The sequence below is a fragment of the Candidatus Avelusimicrobium stercoris genome (genome assembly GCF_002437085.1).
GTDB classification, from domain to species: Bacteria; Elusimicrobiota; Elusimicrobia; order Elusimicrobiales; family Elusimicrobiaceae; genus Avelusimicrobium; species Avelusimicrobium stercoris.
On record NZ_DJOA01000021.1, the window covers coordinates 1 to 21,455 of the forward strand.

Annotated in this window: 21 protein-coding genes; 4 read left to right on the plus strand and 17 right to left on the minus strand. The window is 49.8% G+C overall.

Annotated features, from left to right (window positions below):
• Window positions 1-529: 529 nt before the first annotated feature.
• Genes B2118_RS03580 through B2118_RS03590 form a run of 3 tightly spaced genes read right to left on the minus strand, consistent with a single transcriptional unit; the run spans window position 530 to window position 3,853 of the window.
• Window positions 530-1,984: an amino acid permease gene (locus B2118_RS03580; RefSeq protein WP_428053343.1), complete on the minus strand. Its 1,455-nt coding sequence runs from the start codon at window positions 1,982-1,984 to the stop codon at window positions 530-532.
• 24 nt (window positions 1,985-2,008) lie between these two features.
• The gene (locus B2118_RS03585; protein WP_428053344.1) at window positions 2,009-2,605 is read right to left on the minus strand and encodes a pyruvoyl-dependent arginine decarboxylase; all 597 of its coding nucleotides are present in this window, start codon (window positions 2,603-2,605) and stop codon (window positions 2,009-2,011) included.
• Between the two features lie 30 nt (window positions 2,606-2,635).
• On the minus strand, window positions 2,636-3,853 hold the full coding sequence (locus tag B2118_RS03590; RefSeq protein ID WP_428053345.1) for a carbohydrate porin: 1,218 nt from the start codon (window positions 3,851-3,853) through the stop codon (window positions 2,636-2,638).
• 222 nt (window positions 3,854-4,075) lie between these two features.
• On the opposite strand from B2118_RS03590, the gene B2118_RS03595 reads away from it, so the two are divergent.
• Window positions 4,076-4,702: a hypothetical protein gene (locus B2118_RS03595; protein ID WP_428053346.1), complete on the plus strand. Its 627-nt coding sequence runs from the start codon at window positions 4,076-4,078 to the stop codon at window positions 4,700-4,702.
• A gap of 1 nt (window position 4,703) precedes the next feature.
• On the opposite strand, the gene B2118_RS03600 is transcribed toward B2118_RS03595, so the two are convergent.
• The gene (locus tag B2118_RS03600) at window positions 4,704-5,945 is read right to left on the minus strand and encodes a DNA recombination protein RmuC (RefSeq protein ID WP_428053347.1); all 1,242 of its coding nucleotides are present in this window, start codon (window positions 5,943-5,945) and stop codon (window positions 4,704-4,706) included.
• Window positions 5,946-6,056: 111 nt separating this feature from the next.
• Here B2118_RS03600 and B2118_RS03605 point away from each other — a divergent pair, with 111 nt between their 5' ends.
• On the plus strand, window positions 6,057-6,368 hold the full coding sequence (locus B2118_RS03605) for a hypothetical protein (protein ID WP_428053348.1): 312 nt from the start codon (window positions 6,057-6,059) through the stop codon (window positions 6,366-6,368).
• Window positions 6,369-6,540: 172 nt separating this feature from the next.
• On the opposite strand, the gene B2118_RS03610 is transcribed toward B2118_RS03605, so the two are convergent.
• A complete protein-coding gene (locus tag B2118_RS03610; RefSeq protein ID WP_428053349.1) occupies window positions 6,541-7,497 on the minus strand; it encodes a hypothetical protein in 957 nt (318 codons plus the stop codon).
• A gap of 110 nt (window positions 7,498-7,607) precedes the next feature.
• Entirely contained in the window at window positions 7,608-8,933 is a 1,326-nt protein-coding gene (locus tag B2118_RS03615) for a Na+/H+ antiporter NhaC family protein (protein ID WP_428053350.1), read from the minus strand.
• 87 nt (window positions 8,934-9,020) lie between these two features.
• On the opposite strand from B2118_RS03615, the gene B2118_RS03620 reads away from it, so the two are divergent.
• The gene (locus B2118_RS03620) at window positions 9,021-10,253 is read left to right on the plus strand and encodes a competence/damage-inducible protein A (RefSeq protein WP_428053351.1); all 1,233 of its coding nucleotides are present in this window, start codon (window positions 9,021-9,023) and stop codon (window positions 10,251-10,253) included.
• 37 nt (window positions 10,254-10,290) lie between these two features.
• Here B2118_RS03620 and B2118_RS03625 read toward each other — a convergent pair whose 3' ends face one another.
• From B2118_RS03625 to B2118_RS03655, 7 genes are all read right to left on the minus strand, one after another.
• On the minus strand, window positions 10,291-10,605 hold the full coding sequence (locus B2118_RS03625; protein ID WP_428053352.1) for a thioredoxin family protein: 315 nt from the start codon (window positions 10,603-10,605) through the stop codon (window positions 10,291-10,293).
• Window positions 10,606-10,665: 60 nt separating this feature from the next.
• On the minus strand, window positions 10,666-11,349 hold the full coding sequence (locus tag B2118_RS03630) for an LrgB family protein (RefSeq protein ID WP_428053353.1): 684 nt from the start codon (window positions 11,347-11,349) through the stop codon (window positions 10,666-10,668).
• Window position 11,350: 1 nt separating this feature from the next.
• A complete protein-coding gene (locus B2118_RS03635; RefSeq protein ID WP_428053354.1) occupies window positions 11,351-11,746 on the minus strand; it encodes a CidA/LrgA family protein in 396 nt (131 codons plus the stop codon).
• A gap of 45 nt (window positions 11,747-11,791) precedes the next feature.
• Entirely contained in the window at window positions 11,792-12,346 is a 555-nt protein-coding gene (fic, locus tag B2118_RS03640; protein ID WP_428053355.1) for a protein adenylyltransferase Fic, read from the minus strand.
• A gap of 89 nt (window positions 12,347-12,435) precedes the next feature.
• Window positions 12,436-13,050, minus strand: a complete 615-nt coding sequence (locus tag B2118_RS03645; RefSeq protein WP_428053356.1) for a hypothetical protein — start codon at window positions 13,048-13,050, stop codon at window positions 12,436-12,438.
• 15 nt (window positions 13,051-13,065) lie between these two features.
• On the minus strand, window positions 13,066-13,473 hold the full coding sequence (locus tag B2118_RS03650; RefSeq protein WP_428053357.1) for a zf-HC2 domain-containing protein: 408 nt from the start codon (window positions 13,471-13,473) through the stop codon (window positions 13,066-13,068).
• On the minus strand, window positions 13,470-14,057 hold the full coding sequence (locus B2118_RS03655) for an RNA polymerase sigma factor (RefSeq protein ID WP_428053358.1): 588 nt from the start codon (window positions 14,055-14,057) through the stop codon (window positions 13,470-13,472). Before B2118_RS03655 ends, B2118_RS03650 begins: the two co-directional genes overlap by 4 nt.
• Window positions 14,058-14,418: 361 nt before the next feature.
• On the opposite strand from B2118_RS03655, the gene B2118_RS03660 reads away from it, so the two are divergent.
• Complete coding sequence (locus B2118_RS03660) at window positions 14,419-16,962, plus strand: MFS transporter (RefSeq protein WP_428053359.1); 2,544 nt, start codon at window positions 14,419-14,421, stop codon at window positions 16,960-16,962.
• Between the two features lie 51 nt (window positions 16,963-17,013).
• Here the strand turns inward: B2118_RS03660 and B2118_RS03665 are convergent, their stop codons facing one another.
• The 4 genes from B2118_RS03665 to B2118_RS03680 all read right to left on the minus strand — a co-directional run bounded on the left by B2118_RS03665 (window position 17,014) and on the right by B2118_RS03680 (window position 21,453).
• A complete protein-coding gene (locus B2118_RS03665) occupies window positions 17,014-17,529 on the minus strand; it encodes a type IV pilin protein (protein ID WP_428053360.1) in 516 nt (171 codons plus the stop codon).
• Between the two features lie 755 nt (window positions 17,530-18,284).
• Window positions 18,285-19,511 carry an ABC transporter permease gene (locus tag B2118_RS03670; RefSeq protein ID WP_428053361.1) on the minus strand — a complete coding sequence of 409 codons (1,227 nt, stop codon included), beginning with the start codon at window positions 19,509-19,511 and terminating at the stop codon, window positions 18,285-18,287.
• A 1-nt stretch (window position 19,512) separates the two neighbouring features.
• Entirely contained in the window at window positions 19,513-20,199 is a 687-nt protein-coding gene (locus tag B2118_RS03675; protein WP_428053362.1) for an ABC transporter ATP-binding protein, read from the minus strand.
• A gap of 9 nt (window positions 20,200-20,208) precedes the next feature.
• The gene (locus B2118_RS03680) at window positions 20,209-21,453 is read right to left on the minus strand and encodes an efflux RND transporter periplasmic adaptor subunit (protein WP_428053363.1); all 1,245 of its coding nucleotides are present in this window, start codon (window positions 21,451-21,453) and stop codon (window positions 20,209-20,211) included.
• Between the last annotated feature and the right edge of the window lie 2 nt (window positions 21,454-21,455).

The window sequence follows — 21,455 nt, forward strand, 5'->3', positions numbered from 1 at the left end:
GCCTTTTATACGCGTTTTTATACAGCGGATACATCCGGGTACGGTAAGCGTGATCTCTCTCTAATTTATCAAAAAAAAACGAGTCAAGCCCTTTACAACAAACAGCCAAAAAGGCAACGGCACAATCGGTAGATCCTGAAACAAGTTCAGGATGACCACCATTTTAATAAAGTCATCATTCCCGAAAGTTGTAGTCGGGAATGACGGCAACAACAAACGACAGATCCCGTATAAAGACACTACGGGATGACGGCGAAAAGCGATACCACAAGGCCGTTATAAAAATTGGAGGTCATTCTGAACTGGCGGCCCGCCGGGTTTTCAGAATCTACATCTTGGGTAGTTAGGCATTTGTCGTCATCCTGGAAAGTCGTACTCCAGGATCTGTTGTTATAAAACAAGGAATAGATTCTGGACAGAAACCTTCCAGAATGACTTTATTAAATAACGACACCCACAAAACAGGCCGGGGGTATAAAAAATACACCCGGCCTATTATAAGCAACACCTTTATCAACACAACGCGCGGCTAAATGCTAACAAGTCCCCGCGCAAATACATATACTGCCGTCAGGGCAAAGAGCACCAAAAGCGTACAAACCGCTTTTTCACCCCGCGTAAAAATATTGCCGTCGTCTTGCTGTTGGCACCGCGCCCAAATAAATACGGGAATCCCCAGCGCGAGAAAAATCACCGCAAGGAACAAATATTTAAGCCCCGCCGCATACACCAGCCACAAGCCGTAAAACGTCCCCAAAGAGGCTGTAAACAGCGCCCCCGCACGGCCCGTTTTGCTGATTTGGGCATATTCGCCGTCCTCGGTCATCTTCCACAGATAGGCCGTACTCGCCAAATACGCGGGCAGCACCATTACGCTGGTAATAGAGAGCATCGTGTTCCACGCATCGCTTGCAAAATACACCAGCAAAATCGCCACCTGCATTAAGGCGCTTGTAACCCATAGCGACACAGACGGCGCCCCGTTTTTATTCTGCCGGGCAAACTGCTTTGGAAAAGTGCCGTTTTCCGCCGCCGCGGCCGGGATTTCGGCGCAAATCATCGTCCAGGCCAACCAACTGGAAAGCACGGCCAAAAGCAGCCCGATGTTCATCATCCACGCGCCCCACGGGCCGACCACCTTTTCCAGCACGCCCGCCGTAGAGGGGTTGGCAATCGTCGCCAGTTCCTCTTGCGATAAAAAACCGAACGGAAGCACCGAAAGCCCCACATAAATCACCAAGCACCCCAAAAAGCCTAAAAAGGTGGCCTTACTGACCGCCGCCTGACTTTTGGCCCGCCCGGATAGGACAACTGCGCCCTCTATGCCGATAAACGCCCAGAGGGTTACCAGCATTGTGCTTTTTAACTGCGCGCCCAAAGAGCCCAAGGTTTTTCCGCCTTCCGCCATATGGCCCCAAAAGTTAAAATCAAATTTATCCAAATGGAACACAAAAAGCATTATCAGGCAAAACAGCAATATCGGCACCAATTTGCCCACCGTACCGATGACGTTTAAAATAGCGGCTTGGCGCACTCCGCGCAGCACCACGCAGTTAAACACCCATATCAGCACCGACCCGCACACAATGGAAAGCAGATTATTTCCGCCCGCAAAATACGGGGGGAAAAAGTAATTTAGTGCGTCCATTGTAATCACGGCAAAGCCCACATTGCCGAAGATTTGGCACAGCCAATAGCCCCAGCCGATTGTAAAGCCCACATACCGCCCAAACCCTTCCCGGGCGTACATATACACGCCGGAGGTCAAATCCGGCTTTACGCGCGACAAAATGCTAAATGTATTGGCGATAAAGTACATTCCGATACCCGTTATCAGCCACGCAATCAGCACTGCGCCCGCGCTGGCCCCGGAGGCCATATTTTGGGGGAGGGAAAAAACGCCTCCCCCGACCATTGAACTGATGACAATACAAGCCAGCCCGATAACCCCCAACTTGCCGGCGGTTTGTTTGTTTTCTCCCATATATCCCCCAAAACCGTTATCGGTTTATTTTACGTTTACAGGTTCTGCAAACTTAAAGTTCAAAAAACCCATTACCGTTAAGCAATACGCAAACGGCTGGGTGATATTCACAAAGTTGTGCCAAATTTGGAACTCGCTGTGCTTTTCCACACCGCGGATTTCCAACTCGTGCCGCAAGGATTTATTAAGCCACATATGCGCGTGGCCTTCGGCAATTTCGTTATCAATGGGCGTATCAAAATACTCCACATATTCAGCCGCCCAGCCGCCTACCAAATTGCCCTTTTTGTCCTTACCCCAGCACACGCCCACACCCGTGGCAATGGCCTTGTGGTCTTCTATGCGCGCACCGTTTCCGGCCATAATCACTTCCAGCACCGCACCGTGCTTAAAGTTTTTTGCCACCTTATCTACGGGCAAAATATTGCCGTAGAGTTCCTTAGGCAAAACCGACGTATAAGGCACTACGTTAAAGTTTTCTATTTTGGCCTGCAAGAGGGCCGAATCGTAGCAAAAGGTTTCAAACGGCTGGGGCGGAATACCGTCCGCCGCCTGCCCGGCTCCGCCGGAAATAAACGCCAAGGTTGGATAACGCGTCCCCAATACTAAATTATTTTCCATATATATCTCCTGTATTTTTAATTTACCCCACTACAACATTATGGTTGTACGCAACCCGGCCACCGTTACGAACTCCTTGTCCGGGTTGGAAGCGGCCCGCGGATAAAACTGCATATCCGGCGTAACCGTTATAAATTTGCCAATGCCCCATACCCATTGGGCTTCCAAGACTACCTCACCCGAGCGCATATAGGGGGGATAATCCATCCCCTTTTTGCTCAGGCGGTTATACGCGGCGCCGATGATAATGGCGTCCTGCTCGTTGCGTTCCAACGGGTTTAACCACGCGGCCCCCGTAGCGTACGAAAGTTTGACGGGCACAGCCCCGCCGGACGAGCCGTTAGCCCGCCCAAAGAACGCTAATTTTTCGCCCATATTCTGCTGCATATTTACGGACCAGCCGTTTACGTTTTCTTCTTGCCCCGCCACAGACGGCTGGTAATAATACAGCACGCCGTACTGGCCGGGATTACCTGCAAACTCCGGCGCCCATTGGACCGAGCCAAACCCGGTATAAGCCCCGCGGAAGGCGTCCTTTACGCGCAGTTGCGCACCGGAAATATTGGTAGCGTCCTGATACCCCGCGCTGACCGTCCACGCGCCCCGTTGCGCCTGCACATACGCCCCCAGCGAGGCCGACGGATACGCGGACGACGCGTTTTGCGCCAAGGAATAGTTCATCAGCGCGGTTTGCTGGTTTGAAATATATTCCGTGCCGTCAAAGTTATACAGCGGGAACTGCCCCAGCGTAACCGACAGCCAATCCAGTTCCCCGGGCAAGGTGTGCGTATAAGTAAGTTGCGAGAAGATTTCCTGATTTGCCGAATAATCGTTAAACGCTACGGCGGTCTTCACCCGGTTTTGCACTGTGGCGGCCGAAGTACCCCAATAGCGGATAAGATTATAGTTAAAGTCCACCTGCCCAGATCCCAAAGAAGTATCTTTAAACAAGGTCCAAGTAAGGTACGGGTAATAGATACCCTGGATAGCGGTTTGCTTGCCGGACGGCGCGCCGCGCTGCAAGGTGTAGGAAATATCGGCCCCCACTTGCAAACCGAGTTTATCCTGCAACATTTGTTTTAGTTTAATGTGTTCCCGCCAACAGTCGGACGATAGGTCATAAGCCAACTTCTGCCGGGAAGCAAGCCGCTGTTCGTGCTTAGCCGAAAGCGGCGTATTATCCTGCGCATAGGCAGCGGGTGCGGCTAAAAAAATCCCCACCGCCAGTACGGTTTTGATACAGTTCATTGTTTACCCCCGTAAACTATTCTGAACAAATTTAACGGATATATCCGTCCCTGTTACCTTACCAATACGGTGGGACTTTCTCAACGCTAAAAACGGATTAGTTTTAACGGGTTCCGTCGGGCAAAGGGGGAAAACTAACCCTTTTTGCGCGGGGGGAAAAAGTTTTTTGCCTGTAATAGGGTTTTTTAGGGTACAATATAACCCTAGGAGATTTTGCCACTTATGCAACGTTTTTTTGATTTTATTGACCCGATGAGAAAGGGGCCGCTCTTCCACCGATACGGTTGGAAGGGGATTTTATTCATTATCGTAATAACCGCCCTGTGCTACGCGTGGTTTGTAGGGCCGCGCCATTGCCCGCTGGCAGGCGTATTTTGGTTCTTTACCATTGGCATACACGAGGCCGGGCACCCCATTTTTCAGTTTCTTTCCGGCGGGAACTTTATGTGGACGATTTGGGGCGGCACGCTAACCGAAGTGGGCGTACCGCTACTGGCGTATTTTTGCTTTTTGCGGCAGGGAAAGGAAATCCAGGCCGACGGATGTTTGCTGTTGCTGGCCATAGCGTTTTACAGCGTGGGGCATTACACGGGGTGCAGTTTGGACCCGGTAATCACCTTGTTAAACGCGGGGCCGGAAACCTTACCAGACTGGGACTATATGCACAAATGGCTGGGAACCGAAGGATATGAATACCAAATGCGCCAAGGGTTTTACCTGTTAAGCGCGTTTACCACCGCGCTGGGCTCCTACCTGCTGTGCGCGCACTTTTGGGACTGGAACAACCCCGACAAGCACAATTTTAACGACGATAACGACGGCTTGGACCGCTTTTTTATCACTAAGTAAATTACTTTTGGAGTTCTTGCGGGGCGGACTTTTCCCCGGTGTAGGCATATCCCATAGATTTAATTAATTTTGCATTTTTGGCGGTAAGAGGCACGCCGTACAAGTCCACAATGCGCTGGGCCACGGGCAAAAAGGCCCCGTTGTCGCCGTCTATATGCGCGCGGGCGATACGCACTTTATCCGCCGCTTGGCTAACTGCCATTTCGGCCTTGGCGAAATTTACCAAAAATTCGTTAAATTTTTCCACCAGTTTCAAAATATCCTCTTTAAATCCTTCCATATAGGTATGCTGGCGGTCAATATCCCATAATTTGGACACCAATTTTAGCGTACTCATCAGCGACGTAGCCGACACGAGCGCAATATTGTGCTTCCAAGCCTCGTCCAAAATCTCGGGTGCGGCCTCTACGGCCGTTAAAAGCGCGCTTTCCGGGCAGACGAACATAAGGGTATAATCTGGCTGGATTTGTTCGCTCTGCGCCTGCTGTAAGGCGGGGTATTTTTTACTGCTTAAATTGGCAATCGTACTTTTTATATCCTTAACGTGTTCCGCCAGCAACGCGGCCTTTTGCTTAGGGTTCTGCGCGCTAAAATAGGCCGCGTAATGGTTAAAAATAGTCTTGGCGTCCAGCATCAGCCACCGCCCGCCCGGCAAGGCGATTTTGTAGTCCACACGCTTATTTGTGCTGCTATCCGCCGCCTGCGGGAAATAATCCACCCCGGCCTTTAACCCGGCCACCTCTAACAAGCGTTTGACGGCTTCCTCGCCCCACGCCCCGCGCATAATGGCTTCGCCCTTAATGGCGTTCGTCAAATGCACGGCGCTTTGGTCAATTTTTTCAGTAGATTTGATTACATCGGTTAAACCCTTTTCCAAGCGGGCCTGCGCCGCGGTGGTTTGGTGCTCCATATCGGCCACCTTTTTGACAAAATCGTCCAAATGCTGGGATAACGGGCGCAAAAGTTCGGTGTTTTTACTTTCCAGTCCCTTGGCTTTATCGTCCAAAATTTGGGAAGCCACCTCGGCAAATTGGGCCTTATAAGTGGCCGCCAAGGATTTAAAATGCTCCTCTACCAATTCTTTTTCCCGGCGGACGGAATTTTTTTCTTCCGTCAGCTTGGTGTTTTCCACCCGCAAATCGGCATTTTTGGCGCGCAACTTGGCAAGCGCGCCGTTATTCCAGGTCGCAAAAAATAAACCAGCCAGCAAGGCTCCCGCCACAAAACCCAATATAATGTACATAGTAAAATCTCCTTTCGTGTTTGATTTATTGTATCAATTTTAAACGGAACACTTGCACGGGTGGGGGGAAAGTTTTATAAAATATAAGAAACCACCAGTAAGGAGTATGCAATGAAAAAAACTATTTTACTCGCTTTTGTAGCCGCGGTATTGGCTGTGGGTTGCGCCTCCACGGGCACCACCACCTCCACCACCGCCCCCAAAACGATGACGTTGGATGAAGCCTTGCAAAAATCGGCTGAAACCCGCCAAAAACTGTTGGAAGCCAAGCAGTCCTACCAAAACGCCAAGACGGCGGCCGAAGTAGCCAGCGGCTCCAAAACCGCGGCGGATGTGGCCAAGGAAAAATTACAGCAAAAGGCTGACGAAACCAAAAAACAACTCCAAGCCGAAAAAGACGCTTGGGCCGAATTGCTTAAATAGTTTGGTGAGTAATTGCCGTCATCCTGGAAGGTTGTAGTCTAGGATCTGCCGTTATTCAAAAAAAGGAAAACAACAGATTCTGGACAGAAACTTTCCAGAATGACCTCTTTTTAAAAAACACCCCGGGGACTTTTTACAGTACCCCGGGGTGTTTTATAAAACTTAACAATTTTTACCAGCCGTTTTTATCCAACACGCAGGTAGTACACCCACCTGTTTCAAATATACCATTCATACAACTTAACCATTCACACGATTTCCCTACAGCCTCACACGGGTTATCACACTCGTTCCAATATTCATTTCTATCATAGCAGGCTGAATCATTACCCGCAGAAGTCGTAGAACAATTACTCCATCGCAATTCATAACATACAGGGTCCGACTGGGAGGCCGACGGGCAGCACTCACTTTTATGGCTTGCCTTGTAGGAGGCATTAGAACAATCTCCCGTAGACGGAGTAGTTCCCCCACAGTTAGCCAAAGCCAAAAGTTTTACCTTTTGGTTATCACTCGTTACCCGATCTTCCCATTTTAACGTACAATTGCTTAAAGAAGAACCCGTGTTCACGTGCGAAGACGTCGGCTGCGGAATATCGTTCCCAGCCAATGTAAATCCGTCCGTGGTTGCCCCGTCGTAAAGGCTGGCATCCTCGGAACCGCTGACAGAAAGTTTATTAGCGCGCAGAGTTGCCGCCTTTTGTTTCAGTCTGTTTACCGCTTCTAATGTGGATATATACGAATCGTTTTTGACCGTTGTTTGCCCGCCGTTTACATACACATTATTCAAAAGAGCGCTGGGCGTACCGCTGTTTACGGACTGATAACCGTTATAAGTATTGGCGTTGCTTCCGTGAATAGCCGTGTTCGGCATATCCAAGGTGGAGCCAGATTCGCCCACTACCGCGGGAACGTCATAATTTAAATTGGGTGAACTCGCGCTAACCGTTCCGCCGGAGCGAACCGTCATTGTATTACTTTCAATACCGCCCTTTAAATTGGCCTTATCGGCCACCTTTAAATAGACATAATCACCCATACGCGACGGGTTATAAGACACCGCCGACACCACTTCCGCCGATATAGGCAATGCTAATGATAAAACTCCTGCAAGTAATAATTTTTTCATAATAAAACCCCTATTGTAAACTAGGCATATAATAAGTATATTGAAAAAACCCTCAAAAAGCAAGTAGCCACCCATTAAAAAACCCCGTCCAAACGGGGCTTTTTACAAAGTTAGGCTTCCAACTGGCTGGAATTGGTTCCCATTGCGTGCTTGCGCGGATAACGCAGCCAAATGGCAAGCAACGCACCAAACCCCAACAAATACGGATAATACAAATATTTCATAATGCTAACCGGGGAAACACCCGTCAAACTGGCCGCCATTAGCAGTTGCGCCCCGTAGGGAATAATACCTTGCACAAAGCAGGAAAAAATATCCAACAAACTCGCCGCGCGATTGGGGGCAATGTTAAAGCGCCCCGCAATTTCCTTGGCAATTGGCCCCGCCATAATAAGGGCAATCGTATTGTTAGCGGTGCAGAGGTTGGCAAAACTAATCACCCCTGCGATGCTCACTTCCGCCCCGCGGCGGGTGTGCAGTTTAGCGGTCATTTTTTGGATAATCCAAGCCAAACCTCCGTTGTAGCGAATCATTTCCAACATACCGCCCGCCAAAATGGTAACGATAATCAGTTCGCCCATACCCGTAATGCCGTTGCCCATAGCGGTCGTCCAGCCCCAGATATTAAAGGCGCCCGTCAAAATGCCGATAAGCCCGCACAATACCGTGCCGCCCAAGAGCACTAGCATTACGTTTACGCCCATTATCGCCGCCGCCAATACCACAAAATACGGCAATACCTTTATCCACGAAATTTCGCCGGGCGTAAAGGCGTTCTGCACGCCGCTGCCCATTAAAATATAGATAACCGTCGTCAAAATAGCAAAGGGCATTACGATAGCAAAGTTCGTGCGGAATTTGTCAGCCATTTTGCACCCCTGCGTGCGGGTGGCTACAATAGTAGTATCGGAAATAAAGGATAAGTTATCGCCAAACATCGCTCCGCCCACCACCACGGCCGCCATAAGCGGCAAGGGCAAACCCGTTTGGGCAGATAAACCCGCCGCCACAGGAGTAAGGGCGACAATCGTTCCCACCGAGGTTCCCACAGAAACGGAAATCACGCAGGCCGCCAGAAAAATCCCGGCCGCCAGCACATTGCCGGGCAAAATGGAAAGAGTCAAATTAACCGTAGCGTCCACCGCGCCCATTGCCTTGGCGGTCTGCGCAAACGCACCCGCCAAAATAAAAATCATTACCATTAGCATAATGTTGGCATTGGCCGCGCCCTTGCAAAACAGTTCAATGCGGTTATGCAACGTGCCGCCCTTGCTCATCCAAACGGCTACAATAGAGGACAATACAAACGCCACGGTAATCGGCATTTTGTAAAAATCGCCCGCCACCACGGAGACGGCCAAATAAGCGATTAGAAATACGCCCAAGGGCACTAACGCCCAGGCATTAGGGGTAATGGTATTTTTTTCGGTTTTCATAAGTATCTTGCGGTAAGCCCGCAATTATATATTGTATAAAATATGGGCCCTCTGTATCTTTTCAGCTGAAAATCATACAATAAAGTTATGAAAGCCGCTATTATTACCATTGGGGACGAGATTCTTCTCGGCCAGATTTTAGACACCAACTCCCGCTTTTTGGCGCGGGGCTTGGCCGAAATCGGCGCGGAAACCGTTAAAATGCTGTCCGTGGCCGACGAACGCACCGAAATTTTGCGCGCGGTGGAGGAAGGCTTTTTCTGCGCGGACATCGTGCTGGTAACGGGGGGATTAGGACCGACCAAGGACGATTTAACCAAAAAGGTGCTGTCGGAATACTTTGGCACGACGCTTGAATTTAACCCGCAGGCCTACGCGTGGTTGGAAGAAATGTTTGCTGGCCGCCCCGAACGGATGAACGAATACAACAAATCCCAGGCGGTTTTGCCCAAAAGTTGCACGCCGCTACGCAATTTAAAGGGTACGGCCAGCGGGATGTGGTTTGAAAAAGAGGGAAAAGTGCTCGTTTCCTTGCCCGGTGTGCCGTTTGAAACAGAATATTTGTTCCCGGCGGAGGTACTGCCTCGCTTAAAGGCTAAATTTAAGGACGGTTTACTGTGCTACCGTATGGTAACGGTATTTAATATTCCGGAGTCGGATCTGGCTATGAAACTAGCCGCTTATGAGGAAACCTTGCCCACAGGAATCGGCCTAGCCTATCTGCCCTCTACGGGCTTTATCCGCCTGCGCGTAACCGCCAAGGGGCAAGCGGTAGAAAAGTTGGACGCTTTTTTTGAAGCCCTTTTAAAATCGCTTAACGGGCTTACCTTTACGGTGGCCGATAACACTTCCGTAGAAGAAGATTTTGCCCGCCGCCTGCGCCAAAGCGGCGTTACGGTGGCGTGTGCGGAAAGTTGCACGGGGGGAAACATCGCCCATTTGATTACGGCCGTTCCCGGCTCGTCGGCCTATTTTTTAGGCGGAGTGGTATCGTATGCCAACGAGGTAAAAAACCACGTTTTGGGCGTAAGCGCGGACGATTTGCAGAAATACGGGGCCGTCAGCGAGCCCGTCGCCCTGCAAATGGCCCAAGGGGTGCGGAAAATTACAGGCGCGGATTATGCCGTTTCCACTACGGGGATTGCCGGGCCGGACGGCGGAACCAAGGAAAAGCCCGTCGGCACGGTGTGGATTGGCGTGGCCGGGCCCAAAGGGGCTCACGCGCACAAGTTTTTATTTGCCCACACGCGCGAGCGAAACATCGGCAAAGCCTCTATAAAGGCCCTACAACTTTTAATAGAAGAAATTGAAAAGAAGTAAACTAAAAACCGGGTTTCTATAAGAACCCGGTTTTTTCTTATAAAAGCGCTTTTAACTGCTCTTTTAGTTCGCTCTCTGTATATTCGCCCGCCAAACTTTCCACCACCTTGCCGTTTTTTACAAACAGGAAAGTCGGCACGCCCGAAATGCCGAATTTTCGGCTGGCCAGCGGTGCTTGGTCCACGTCCACCGTCAAAATGCTGATTTTGCCCGCGTACTCTTGGGCGAGTTTGGCCACAACGGGCTCCATTTTTTTGCAATGCGGGCACCAAGTGGCAAAAAATTCCACCATTTCGGCTTTATTGTGCGCTTCGTAGGCTTTGTCAAACGTCTGGTCTGTTAGTATCGTCATATATCCCCCTATAAGGGGAGTATAGTTTGTTTAGGGATATTTGTCTCGCACAGAAAAGGGTTAGTTAAAAAGTTTTTCAAGAAAAGCCACCACGTGCGGGGCCGCAAGAGCAGTCAAAAGCGCCATAATAATAAGGGCCAAGGTGCTTAACACCATTTGCTTTTCCTTATGTTTTTCGGCGCATTTGCTGGTGCCCAAAACGTGGCTGGTGGCGCCAATGGAAACACCAATAGCGGCGTGGCTGCGGATGCGAAGAAATTTAAAAAGCCCGTGCGCGGTGAGCCCGCCCAAAAGCCCCGTTAATACCACAAGACAGGCCGTTAATTCGGGGATGCCGCCCAAATCTTTTGAAATTTCCACCGCCGCCGGCGTGGTAACAGATTTGGGAAGCATTGAAAAAATCACCGGGTTTTCGGCGTGGAAGAACCGCCCCAACAAATAGGTAAGCCCTATGGTGCACAGGCAGGAAAACAAAAGCCCGCCATACACCGCGCGTTTGTTGCGCTTTAAAACGGAGAGATTTTGGCTAAGCGGCCACGCAAAGGCCACCGTCGCAGGGCCTAAAATCCAAGTAATCCAGCAGGCCGATTCGTTGTAACTTTCGTATGAGGTATGGCACACCAAAATAAGCGCAATTAAAATCCCGGCAGCCAGCAAAATAACAGGCACCTTGGCTAACCACCGCTTTTGCGTGATTTTTTTGCACCCGATATACACGGCTACCGTTAATAAAAAGCCCCACATTTTATTTGGTCCTCTTTAAACGGCGCCATTTGATAAGTTTTATGGTGTTTTCTATGAGTAGAGCCGTCAAAATCATACTGATAAATGTACCCAAAAACACCGCCGCCAAAATAGGCGTTAAATTTTGGGAAATTGCCCGTCCATAGACCATAATCCCCACGGTAAGCGGGATAAAAAAGAGCGTCATATGTTTGAGTAGCAGTTCGCAAATGTCCTGCACCAAGGCGGGCGGGCAAATTTTGGTTTTTAAAAGCAAGCACAGCACCATCACCCCCAAAAGAGGCGGGGGAAAATGGAGCCCGGTCAGACGGATAAACCAAGAGGAAAATTCAAACACAAGAACGAGTACAGCCGTTCCCAAAAGCAAGCGCAAAACGCGGGTACGAATATTCATCATTACAAAATTACGGGTTGTCCCAGAATTAAAAAGGAAGCCAAAAAATCAATTTTCTTTTTTGTAGCCTTCGTAATAATAGGATTGTTCAATTCCTTTAAAAATAACTTCTCGGTCATTGATTTTGTCGGTCAGGTTCGGTTCCAACAAGGCGCGCAACTCCAAATCGTTAATCGGGCTGCGTTCCATTGCCTGCAAATACAAATCTTTATCCACATACTGCCAGTTTACTACTCTGCCCAAGTTCTTTTTAAGCATTAAATCCAGCCAAATACGCGTAGCGCGGCCGTTGCCCTCTAAAAAAGGGTGGGCAATATTCATTTCCACATATTTGGCAATGATTTCTTTAAAAGTAGTGGCGGGCATTTTTTCAATAGCCAATAATACTTCCTTTAAATACAAACTGTTAGCAAAGCGAAACCCGCCCTTGGAAATATTTTTATCCCGGATTTGCCCGGCAAAATCGTACAAGTCCTTAAACAAATAAGCGTGAATTTGTTGCAGGCCCCGGGTGGTGCCTACCTCTATTTGGTGGATATCGCCCGAAGCATACAACTGCCGGGCTTTAACTAAACTTAACGCATCTATTTGTTGGGTTTGCATATATATATATTAGCAAAATAAGAGGAAGCGCAGGAGCGATAAAAAACCCCGGAAGTTATTTCCCGGGGTGTTTTACCATTAATAATAACTTATTTGACTTCGGGGGCTGGCATAGGCGGGGGCGGTAATTGCCCTTCCTCGCCGCCTTCGGGTGCGCCTTTCGGGCCATTCATCGGCCCTTCTTTGGGCGCGGGGCCCATTTCGCGCTCATCAAACAGCGCGTCCAAATCGCCGTCGTCTTCAATCAAGGCGTTGGTTTTGCGGTCCACCCACGCTTGTTTGTCTTCGTCCGATTTTTGGCGCGCAAGACCTTCTTCCATACGGGCCAAGCGGTCTTTAAATTTAGCCAACTGTTCTTCTTTAAATTTCAGTTGTTCCTCGCGGACAGAGGCCACAAAGGCGGCAATTTCGGCTTTTTTGGCGTCTTTCTTTTTGCCAGCCTTCAATTTTTTATACTCTTCCACCAGTTTTTCGGCTTTTTCTTCGGTGGCGCGCATTTTGGCCTTGTGTTCCTTGCGGGCCTTTTTAAACTCGTCCCGGCGCGCATCTTTGCCCTCGTGGCGCGGGCCCGGTTTCACACGGGCTTCCTTGGCCGCCTTGCAACGGCAGTTTTCGGCGCCGTCTTGGCACGGGCAGGAGGCGCCTTCGGCAAAGGCCGGAGCGCACAACGCCGCTAAAAGCGAAACTAACAGCAATTTCTTCATATTCCTTCCTCCCATTTAAAAGTCCTCTTCAAACAATTCCAAATCGCTTGAAAAGTTTTGGTAGTCTTCGTCCAAATGCTCGCTCATATACGCTACAACTTCCGTAGCGTCAAAGGCGGATCTGTCCGGGTGCAGGGCGGCCAGTAAGAATACAATTCCTACCCCCAATACAGCCGTACCCGCCAAGGCCGTCTTCCACACGGCCCAAAAGGGTGCTTTTTTGCGCGTTGTTTTGGCAAACAAGTTTTCCACCACCGCACTGGGAGCGGCGGGGGGATTTAAAGCCTCCTGCGTTTTGTTTAACAAAGCGACTTCCGCGCGGCAGGAAGCACACGTTTTCAGGTGCATTTCAAAAGCGGCCTTTTCGTCCGCGGGCCAACCCCCGGCGGCGTACAAAACAGCCTTTTCGCAAATATTATTCATAAATTCACCTCGTCCGTATGTTCTGCCAGCAACTGCTGTAATTTTTTTACCGCCCGGTGGCAATCGGCCAGTACCGTGCCCAAGGGGCGGCCCAACAGTTGCGAAATCTCTTTAAAAGACATATATTGCCTCAAATACACCATTTCCCGCTGGCGGGGCGGAAGCAGCAGCGTAGCCCGGCGGATTTGTTCCAGCGTTTCCTGCCCGGCAAGGCCGTCTAATAACGGGCGTTCGCCGTCCGGCAGGGTGTCGTGCAAAAAGGGGTTTCCTTCTTCATCCGTTTGGTCCAGCGAGGTTAATTTGTCGCTGTCCCTAAAAAAGTTCAGCACTTTGTTACGCGCTGTTAAAAACAGCCAAGACTTAAACTTCCCGCGCGCCTCGTATTTATCCGCGTGCTTAAAAAACGAGATAAACACCTCTTGAAACAAATCGCCCGCCGCGCCCTCGTCCTGCACCATACCCATAATGTATTGGTAGAGCGGGTTTTTGTAGCGCAAGACCAAGGTTTCAAACGCCGCGCCCGAGCCGGCCTGAAACAGGCTGACGAGTTCATCATCCGTGCGCTGCGCTAAATTGGCTTCCATATTACTATAACCCCCAAGGCGTGTTTTTTATTGCATTACAAGTATTACTGTACTAAAAAATACGTCTTTTTAGGAATAGAAAAAAAGATTATAAAAAAATATTGCACAAATTTTAAAAAAATTGCTAAAATAAAAAGGTCGTTTTTTTAAAGGATAAAAAAGTAATGATTTTTAACTCTTGCTCCGTTAAGCATATGTCTGAACCGTCCGTGCTAAATAACACTATTAGCGCGGGGATGTTTATTATGCGTAAAAACGAGAGCGGAGTTTGTGTAAGATAGTATATTTTTATTTTTTATTACAAACCCGCACTTTTAAAAAGAGCGGGTTTTTTTATTTATAAAGAGGAAAAAGAAAGACAATGAAAAAAGTTATCGCATCGCTGCTTAGTATCACCTTAATCGCCTTAAATACGGTATTGGCCTATGCGCAAGTACCCTTAAAAGGAGCCAAGGGCTTCCGTGCCGCCGCAAAAGTAAAAGTAACCGTTCCGGCTTCCTCTTTTTCCGTAAAACTTCCGGCGAGCGCTGCCGTAAACACCGCAAAACTTGGCGCCACGCTGACCCGCTTAAATACGCAGGCCCGCTTGGCCCAAACTTTAACCGCCCCGCAAATCCGCCAACGCGTGCAGGCTGGGCATTTGCAGGACCTTTCGGCCCGCATTGTAAACTTTCCGCAAGCGGCAGAAAGAGCCGCCTTACTGCGGGAAGAATTTGTAGAAACCGCCTTGGGTTTGCCTGCGGCCCCGGGACACTTGGCAAAAGCGCTTGAATTCTGGCGCGCTGATTTAAAAAACTTTTCCGCGGACGCCGCGCAAAACGCCCTTGCGGATGCAGCAGCCCTCGGGGTGTTCGGTCAAAAACAGGATGCGGCCCTTTTAACCTCTTTTTACCGCCGGGCCTTAAAAACTCCGGCAGAACCCGTCGCGGCTTGTGTCGTGGCCAAGGCCTTACTTAAATTAAAAGCCTATGACGATTTCGCTTCCTTTATAAAAGAGGTAAAAACCGCACAAGCCGTTGCGGGCGCGGTGGAATATGCCCAAGAACTTGGCTTATCCGTTCCTGCCGTAAGTGCGCAAACGGCAAATACCTCTTATAAACTCAAAAACGCGGGCAAAGTTACCCTTTTGGCGGCTAATCCCGCTAAACAAGCGGTAGCCGACTATGTGGCCTTAACGCCCAAAGCGGCCCCTGTTCTCGCCGAACAAGGCCAAGAGATTGCCCCTGCTTTCAGCCCGGTGGAATTACCCGTCCTTAACCTGCAAACCCCGGCACTCGCCGTCGCCCAAGCGGATATATCCGCCCAAAACGCCGAAACGCCAGGCTTGACCGCTTTTCAACGTGGGGCGAAAAAAGCCTTGCAGGCCCGTCGCGCCGCCGCGAAACAAAAAAGTTCCGTCAGTTTTTTAAGCCGCAGCCAAAACACGGACAATAAAAATGCCTTGTATGGCGGGCTCCCTGTTCCCGCCTTGTGGAAAACCGCCAAAAAACTGGTGGGAGGAGTAAAAAATCTTTTTGCTAAAAAAGCCGCTTCGCCCGCCGCTCTCCCTACGCAACCGCAAACCTCCACCTTTATCCAGCGGGCCAGTTTGTATATGTCCTCTTTTGTGGTGGGACTGGAAGTTGCCACCCCGGTTATTGCGAATTTCGGCACCAGTTTTGGTCTGTCGTTGGAGGACAACATTTTGGTATCGGTAGCCACCTACTTGCCTTACTCCGTGGGCGCGATTCTGTCCAACTGGTTAAAGGAAAAAATCGGCAGAAAGGCCTCTTTAAATGTGGGGCTTGGACTGCTTGCGGCCGGGTTCACGGCCGGGGTTTCCCTGCTCGGGCTTAATGGGAATTTCGTCCCGTGGCAGGACGCTATGGCGCACTTTTATTCCATTTTAGGCTGTATTATGGCGGCCAGCACGGGCGGCGTGTTTGTGCACAACGCTATCGGCCCGATGATGACGGAAATCAGCGCGGGTGAAAGCGAACTCATCCGCCAAAAAAGAAGCGCCAATACCGAATTGGGCCGCGCTATGGGTATGGCCGCCTCGTTTGCGTTCCCGTTCATTGCAACCAAACTTTTGGGGCAAGATTGGAGTTTCACGTTTGCAATGCCGCTTCCGTTACTGGCGGCCGCAGCGCTGGGGCTTAATTTTGCCAAAATCCCCAATACAAAACCGCAGGTATCCGCGCCCGAAGTTAAAACTGGGGAAAAAGTGGGTAAATTGGCCGCCCTTAAAAATAACGCCTATGTGCGCTTGTTTAAAGAGGAAAAAGGAGTAGCAGCACTTTTGGCCGGGTTATTTACAATGAACGCCGTGGAAACGTGTTTTAGCAACGGCTTTTTGTTCCTCTTGCCGGGCCTGACGGAGGATCCGTCATCGCAGTATCTCTTTGGTCTTGCGCAGTTTGCCGCACCGTTTTTGCTGGGGCGCTATTTGGCCGGAAACTTTTTAAAATGGTTCCCCAAACACAATATGAGCATTGCCACGCTGTTATCGGCGGTGGGGGGGCTGGCGGCGCTTCCGCTGGCAAACGACGCCTACGCCCTGACGGCAGCTTTGTTTGCGGCTGAGACGGGTATTTCCACCGCGTTTACGCTGGCGTTTGCCCGCACGGCTAAAAACACCCGCACGCAGGACCGCGTGATTTCGCTCATTGTGGCGAGCGCCGTTTCCTGCGCATTAGGCCCGGTACTTTTCAGCAATTTGGCACAAAATTTAATGGATGCAGGTATCTTTTCGTCCGCCGATGCCACGACGGCCGCGCTTATCGGAGTTCCGTCCGTATTAGCGTTACTTTCGGCGGGACTCTTCCACAAACTGGAAGGGAAACAAGCCAAAGCGGCGGCCAACGGGGGGAAAAGCACCTGGCCGAATTGGCTCAAAAAAATAACAAATTATTTTAAAAAATAGGTAAGTTAAAGCCCCCTTGGAAATTTCCAAGGGGGTTTTTAATGACATTAGTTACAATTTATAAAAACTTACACTACCCACTACGCTACCACCCCAACCGTGATTAGCGCTTGGGTAGGTTTTGCATATTTGGGTTGCCTTTGTTCCACCCGCCACACAGGCAAGAGTGGGAATATTATTAGTGCTATGGTCATTGGTTACAACGCCTGCCCCTATTCTTTCCGTTTGGGTGGTGGCTGTAAGGCCAGATCCTGGGGAATAAATTACCCCGACAAGAGGAGTCGTACTATATGCAACTAAATAATTGCCAATGCGACAATTCCCCGAAGCGTTGCAGTTCTTATCTCCAAAATCCACCATATCCGCAAATTCAGCCGAAGTAGGATAGCGTCCGTTAGACAAATGGAACATTGTCAGATTATCTTTAATGCTTTTGGCTATGGGAATAGCCGCAGACATACGGGACTTCATAACTGCCTTGTCGTACTGGGGCAAAGCCACCGCCGACAAAATACCTATAATTAATACCACAACCAACAACTCAATTAGCGTAAAACCTTTATTCATAAAACCTCCTAAAAGCCTACTGTTACAGTATAATATAACTTTGCCCAAATGACAACCCTGCGGGCCGCACCTTGCAGGCCGCACGCTGCGCGCCGATACTCTATACGTTGGAAAACAATTAGTTGAGCAACACTACTTCTGCAATGTCGCACTCTTTTGATTAGAGGCCGCGCTCTTTTTGCACACAACGACAGATCCCCGAACCCTGCGGGCCGCCAATTTCTCGGGGATGACGGCACCCTGCGGGCCGCATATTTTCCGCACCCTTTTGCTTAATAAAGCAACACTCTTTTTGTAATGTTGGCAACTAACGAAACGACAACAACAGATCCTGGACTACAACTTTCCAGGATGACAGCATAAATAAGGAAGGTTTCCGCTTATGCTGTTTTTCTGTTCGCCGTTGTCGTTCGCTGTTAAGGGCCGCCCGTGCGCTGCCTATAAAAAACGGCTTAGGTGTTTTATGTTGTTAAGCGGGTCTTGCCCGTCTATAAAAGGCGTATAAGGCGGCAGCGTAACAAAGTTCCCGCTTATGTTGTTTCTCTGTTTGCTGTTGTCGTTGTCGTTGCCGTTGCAGTTCGCCGTTAAGGCCGCCCGTGCGGTGCCTATAAAAAACGGCTTGAACGGAAAGATATTTTGATTTGTTTGAGCCCGTTAGGGGCGAGTTATCAAAATATCCGTTCAAGCCTGTTTTTTATAACGCTTTGGGCGGCGAGTTTTTTGCTTACTTTTTGTCGGTACAAAAAGTAAGGTATTTACTCATAGCGCAGCGCATCAATCGGCGTAAGTTTGGAAGCCTTATAGGCGGGGTAAAACCCAAAGAAAACGCCCGTCGCCGCAGAGAAGCCCACGGCCAAAAGCACCGCGGAAATATTCAGGTCCGCCGGGATGGACGAGTTCGCCGCCACCAAGAGCGTTATCCCAACGCCCACGATAATGCCTATCAGCCCGCCAATGCAAGAAAGCGTAACCGATTCCACCAAAAACTGCATACAAATATCCCAACTAGTGGCGCCAATCGCCATACGGATACCGATTTCGCGCGTGCGCTCGGTAACGGACACCAGCATAATGTTCATTACGCCAATGCCGCCCACAATAAGGGACACCGCACCAATCGCGCCTAAAAGCAAACTCATTGTTTTGCCCATTGTTTTGGCCTGCTCAATAAATGAGGCGAAATCGTCCAACTGAAAATCGTCTTTTCCAAGCGGGTGAATACGGTGCGTATTGCGCACGGCGTTTTGGATGTCCACCTTGGTATTTTCAATGGTGTTAAAATCGGCTACCTTAATAACCACGCGGTCCAGGGCGCGGCGGTCCGAACTGTTCCACCCGGCGTTCATTTTCACCTTGCCCGTAGTATAGGGGATAAGGGCGCCCTCATCCATATCAAAGCCCATCCCGCTTTGGCCCGTTTTTTGTACCACGCCAACTACCTTAAAGGGGATGTTGTCCAGCACGACTACTTTATTTAACGGGTCCACATCGCTGAAAATCGTCTTGGCGGCGGACGCACCGATAACCATTACCTGCGCATATTCCGAAATTTCCTTTTCGGTAAACTGGCGGCCCGATTCTATCGGCCAATCATACGTTTTAAAAATATCGGTGTCCGTTGCCAACACATCTAGGGATACGCTGGTATTGCGGTACTTTACGTCAAAGCCCGTGCTGATGTAAGGGGCTGCGGCGGCCACGCCGGGCACTTCGCGGATAGCAAGTACATCGTCCATAGTTACGTCCTTAGGGGAGGAAATACTCTCGTCCAAATCCCAAGGCTGGCGCAAAAACAAAATGTTGGTGCCAAAGCGGGAAACGCTGTCCGATACGCTCTTTTGCGCCCCGGAGCCGACGGCCAACATCGTAATAACCGCCGACACGCCGATAACAATACCCAAACTCGTCAGCGCAGCACGCATTTTATTGGCAAAAATCGCTTTAAGCGAAATCTTAAAAATAGAGTAAAAGGAATCCCACATATTATTTTTGAACCTCGTCGCTTATTTTTTCGCCGTCTTTAAATTTAATCAGGCGCGAGGCAAACTCGGCAATATCCGGCTCGTGCGTGATTAAAATAATGGTTTTGCCCATTTCTTTATTAAGGCGTGTGAATAAATCCATTACCTCAATACTCATTTTGGTATCCAGGTTACCCGTCGGCTCGTCGGCAAAGATAATCGGAGCATCGCACACCAAACTGCGCGCAATCGCCACGCGCTGCTGCTGGCCGCCCGAAAGTTGGTTCGGCAGGTGGAACGCGCGCTTTTCAAGCCCTACGGCCTTTAAAGCCGCCAAGGCCTTTTCGCGCCGCAAGTGGGCGGGCGTGTGGTTGTAAATCATCGGCAGTTCCACATTTTCCACGGCGGTGGTGCGCTTAATTAAGTTAAACCCCTGGAACACAAAGCCAATCTTATGGTTGCGCACCCCGGCCAGTTTGGAAAGCTGCGTAGCCGTTACGTCTATGCCGTCCAAAATATACTTGCCGCTCGTCGGCTTATCCAAGCAACCTAAAATATTCATAAAGGTTGACTTGCCTGAGCCGGACGGGCCCATTACGGCCACAAACTCGCCTTTTTCTATGGACACACTCACGCCGTTAAGCGCGCGCACTTCCACATCGCCCAGTTTGTAAATTTTGTACAAATTCTGCGTATCAATCAGCGGCATACGTTACTCCTAGCGGCGTCTGCCTGGGCGGGGCGGGCGCATATCAGCCGAGGAACTAGACGCCTTCAAATCGTTTTCGCCCACGACAACAAGGTCGCCTTCTTTAATATTGCCTTCGGTAATTTCGGTATTTTTGGTAGCAATAATGCCGATTTTTACGTCCACGCGTTCCAACTCTTTCCCGGGTTCCATCTTCCACACGCCTGTATTTTCGTACGTTTGCGTATTGGTGGAGGGGGAGAAGCGCAAGGCTTCGTTCGGCACCAGCAACACATCCTTTTTATCCGTGGTGCGGATCGTAAGGGTAGCCGTCATACCGGGTTTTAAGCGCAAATCGCTATTGTCCACGTCAATCACCACGGTATAGGTGGTGCTGGACGAAGACGACGAAGAAGAGGAACTGGAACTATCCACATAGTTGGTGCGAACCTGGCGGACCGTACCGTGGAAGGTTTCGCCCATATAGCCGTCCAGCGTAAAATCGGCCGTTTGACCGGGCTGGATTTTTACGATATCGGCCTCAGACACCTTGGCTTCAATCTGCATTTTGGTTAAATCCTGCGCCACCACAAACAGTTCCGGCGTAGAGAACCCGGCGGTAATGGTCTGCCCTTCGCTTACCTTGCGCGTGAGAACCATACCGTCAATGGGGGATACGATTTTCGTATTAGACAAATCCTTTTCCGCCGTTTCCAAGTTGGACTGCGCCTGCACCACCTGCGCCTGCGCAGAGTTCAAACTGCTTTTGGCATTTACAAAGGCCAGTTCGTATTCCTCCAAGTTTACCTTGGAAACATAGTCCTTTTTATACAGGGCGGAATAACGCTCGTAGTTCTTTTTAGCCAAGCGGTAGGAAACCTCGGCCGAAGCCAAACTTTCCTTGGCGGACGACAGGCGCGCCTTGGCCTCGGCCAGCGAAGCCAAAATTTGGGTTTGGTCAATTACGGCCATTAAATCGCCTTTCTTTACCTGGCTGTTGTAATCCACATAAATCTTTAAGATTTCGCCGGACACCAACGCGCCGACTTCCGTCGTGTTCACGGGGTTAATCGGGCCGGAGGCTTCCACAATATCCACAATGTCGCCTTTTTTTACTTCCGCCGTCTTAAACAGCGGGGCAGGCGGCGCGGCAAAGAAATACGCCTTTACCGCCCACGCGGCGGCAACAATTACCGCCAAAATAAGGAGTTTTTTCCACCACGAAAGGTGCCAAAACCCTTTTATCATCCGTTTAAAAATATTTTCTTTTTTCATAA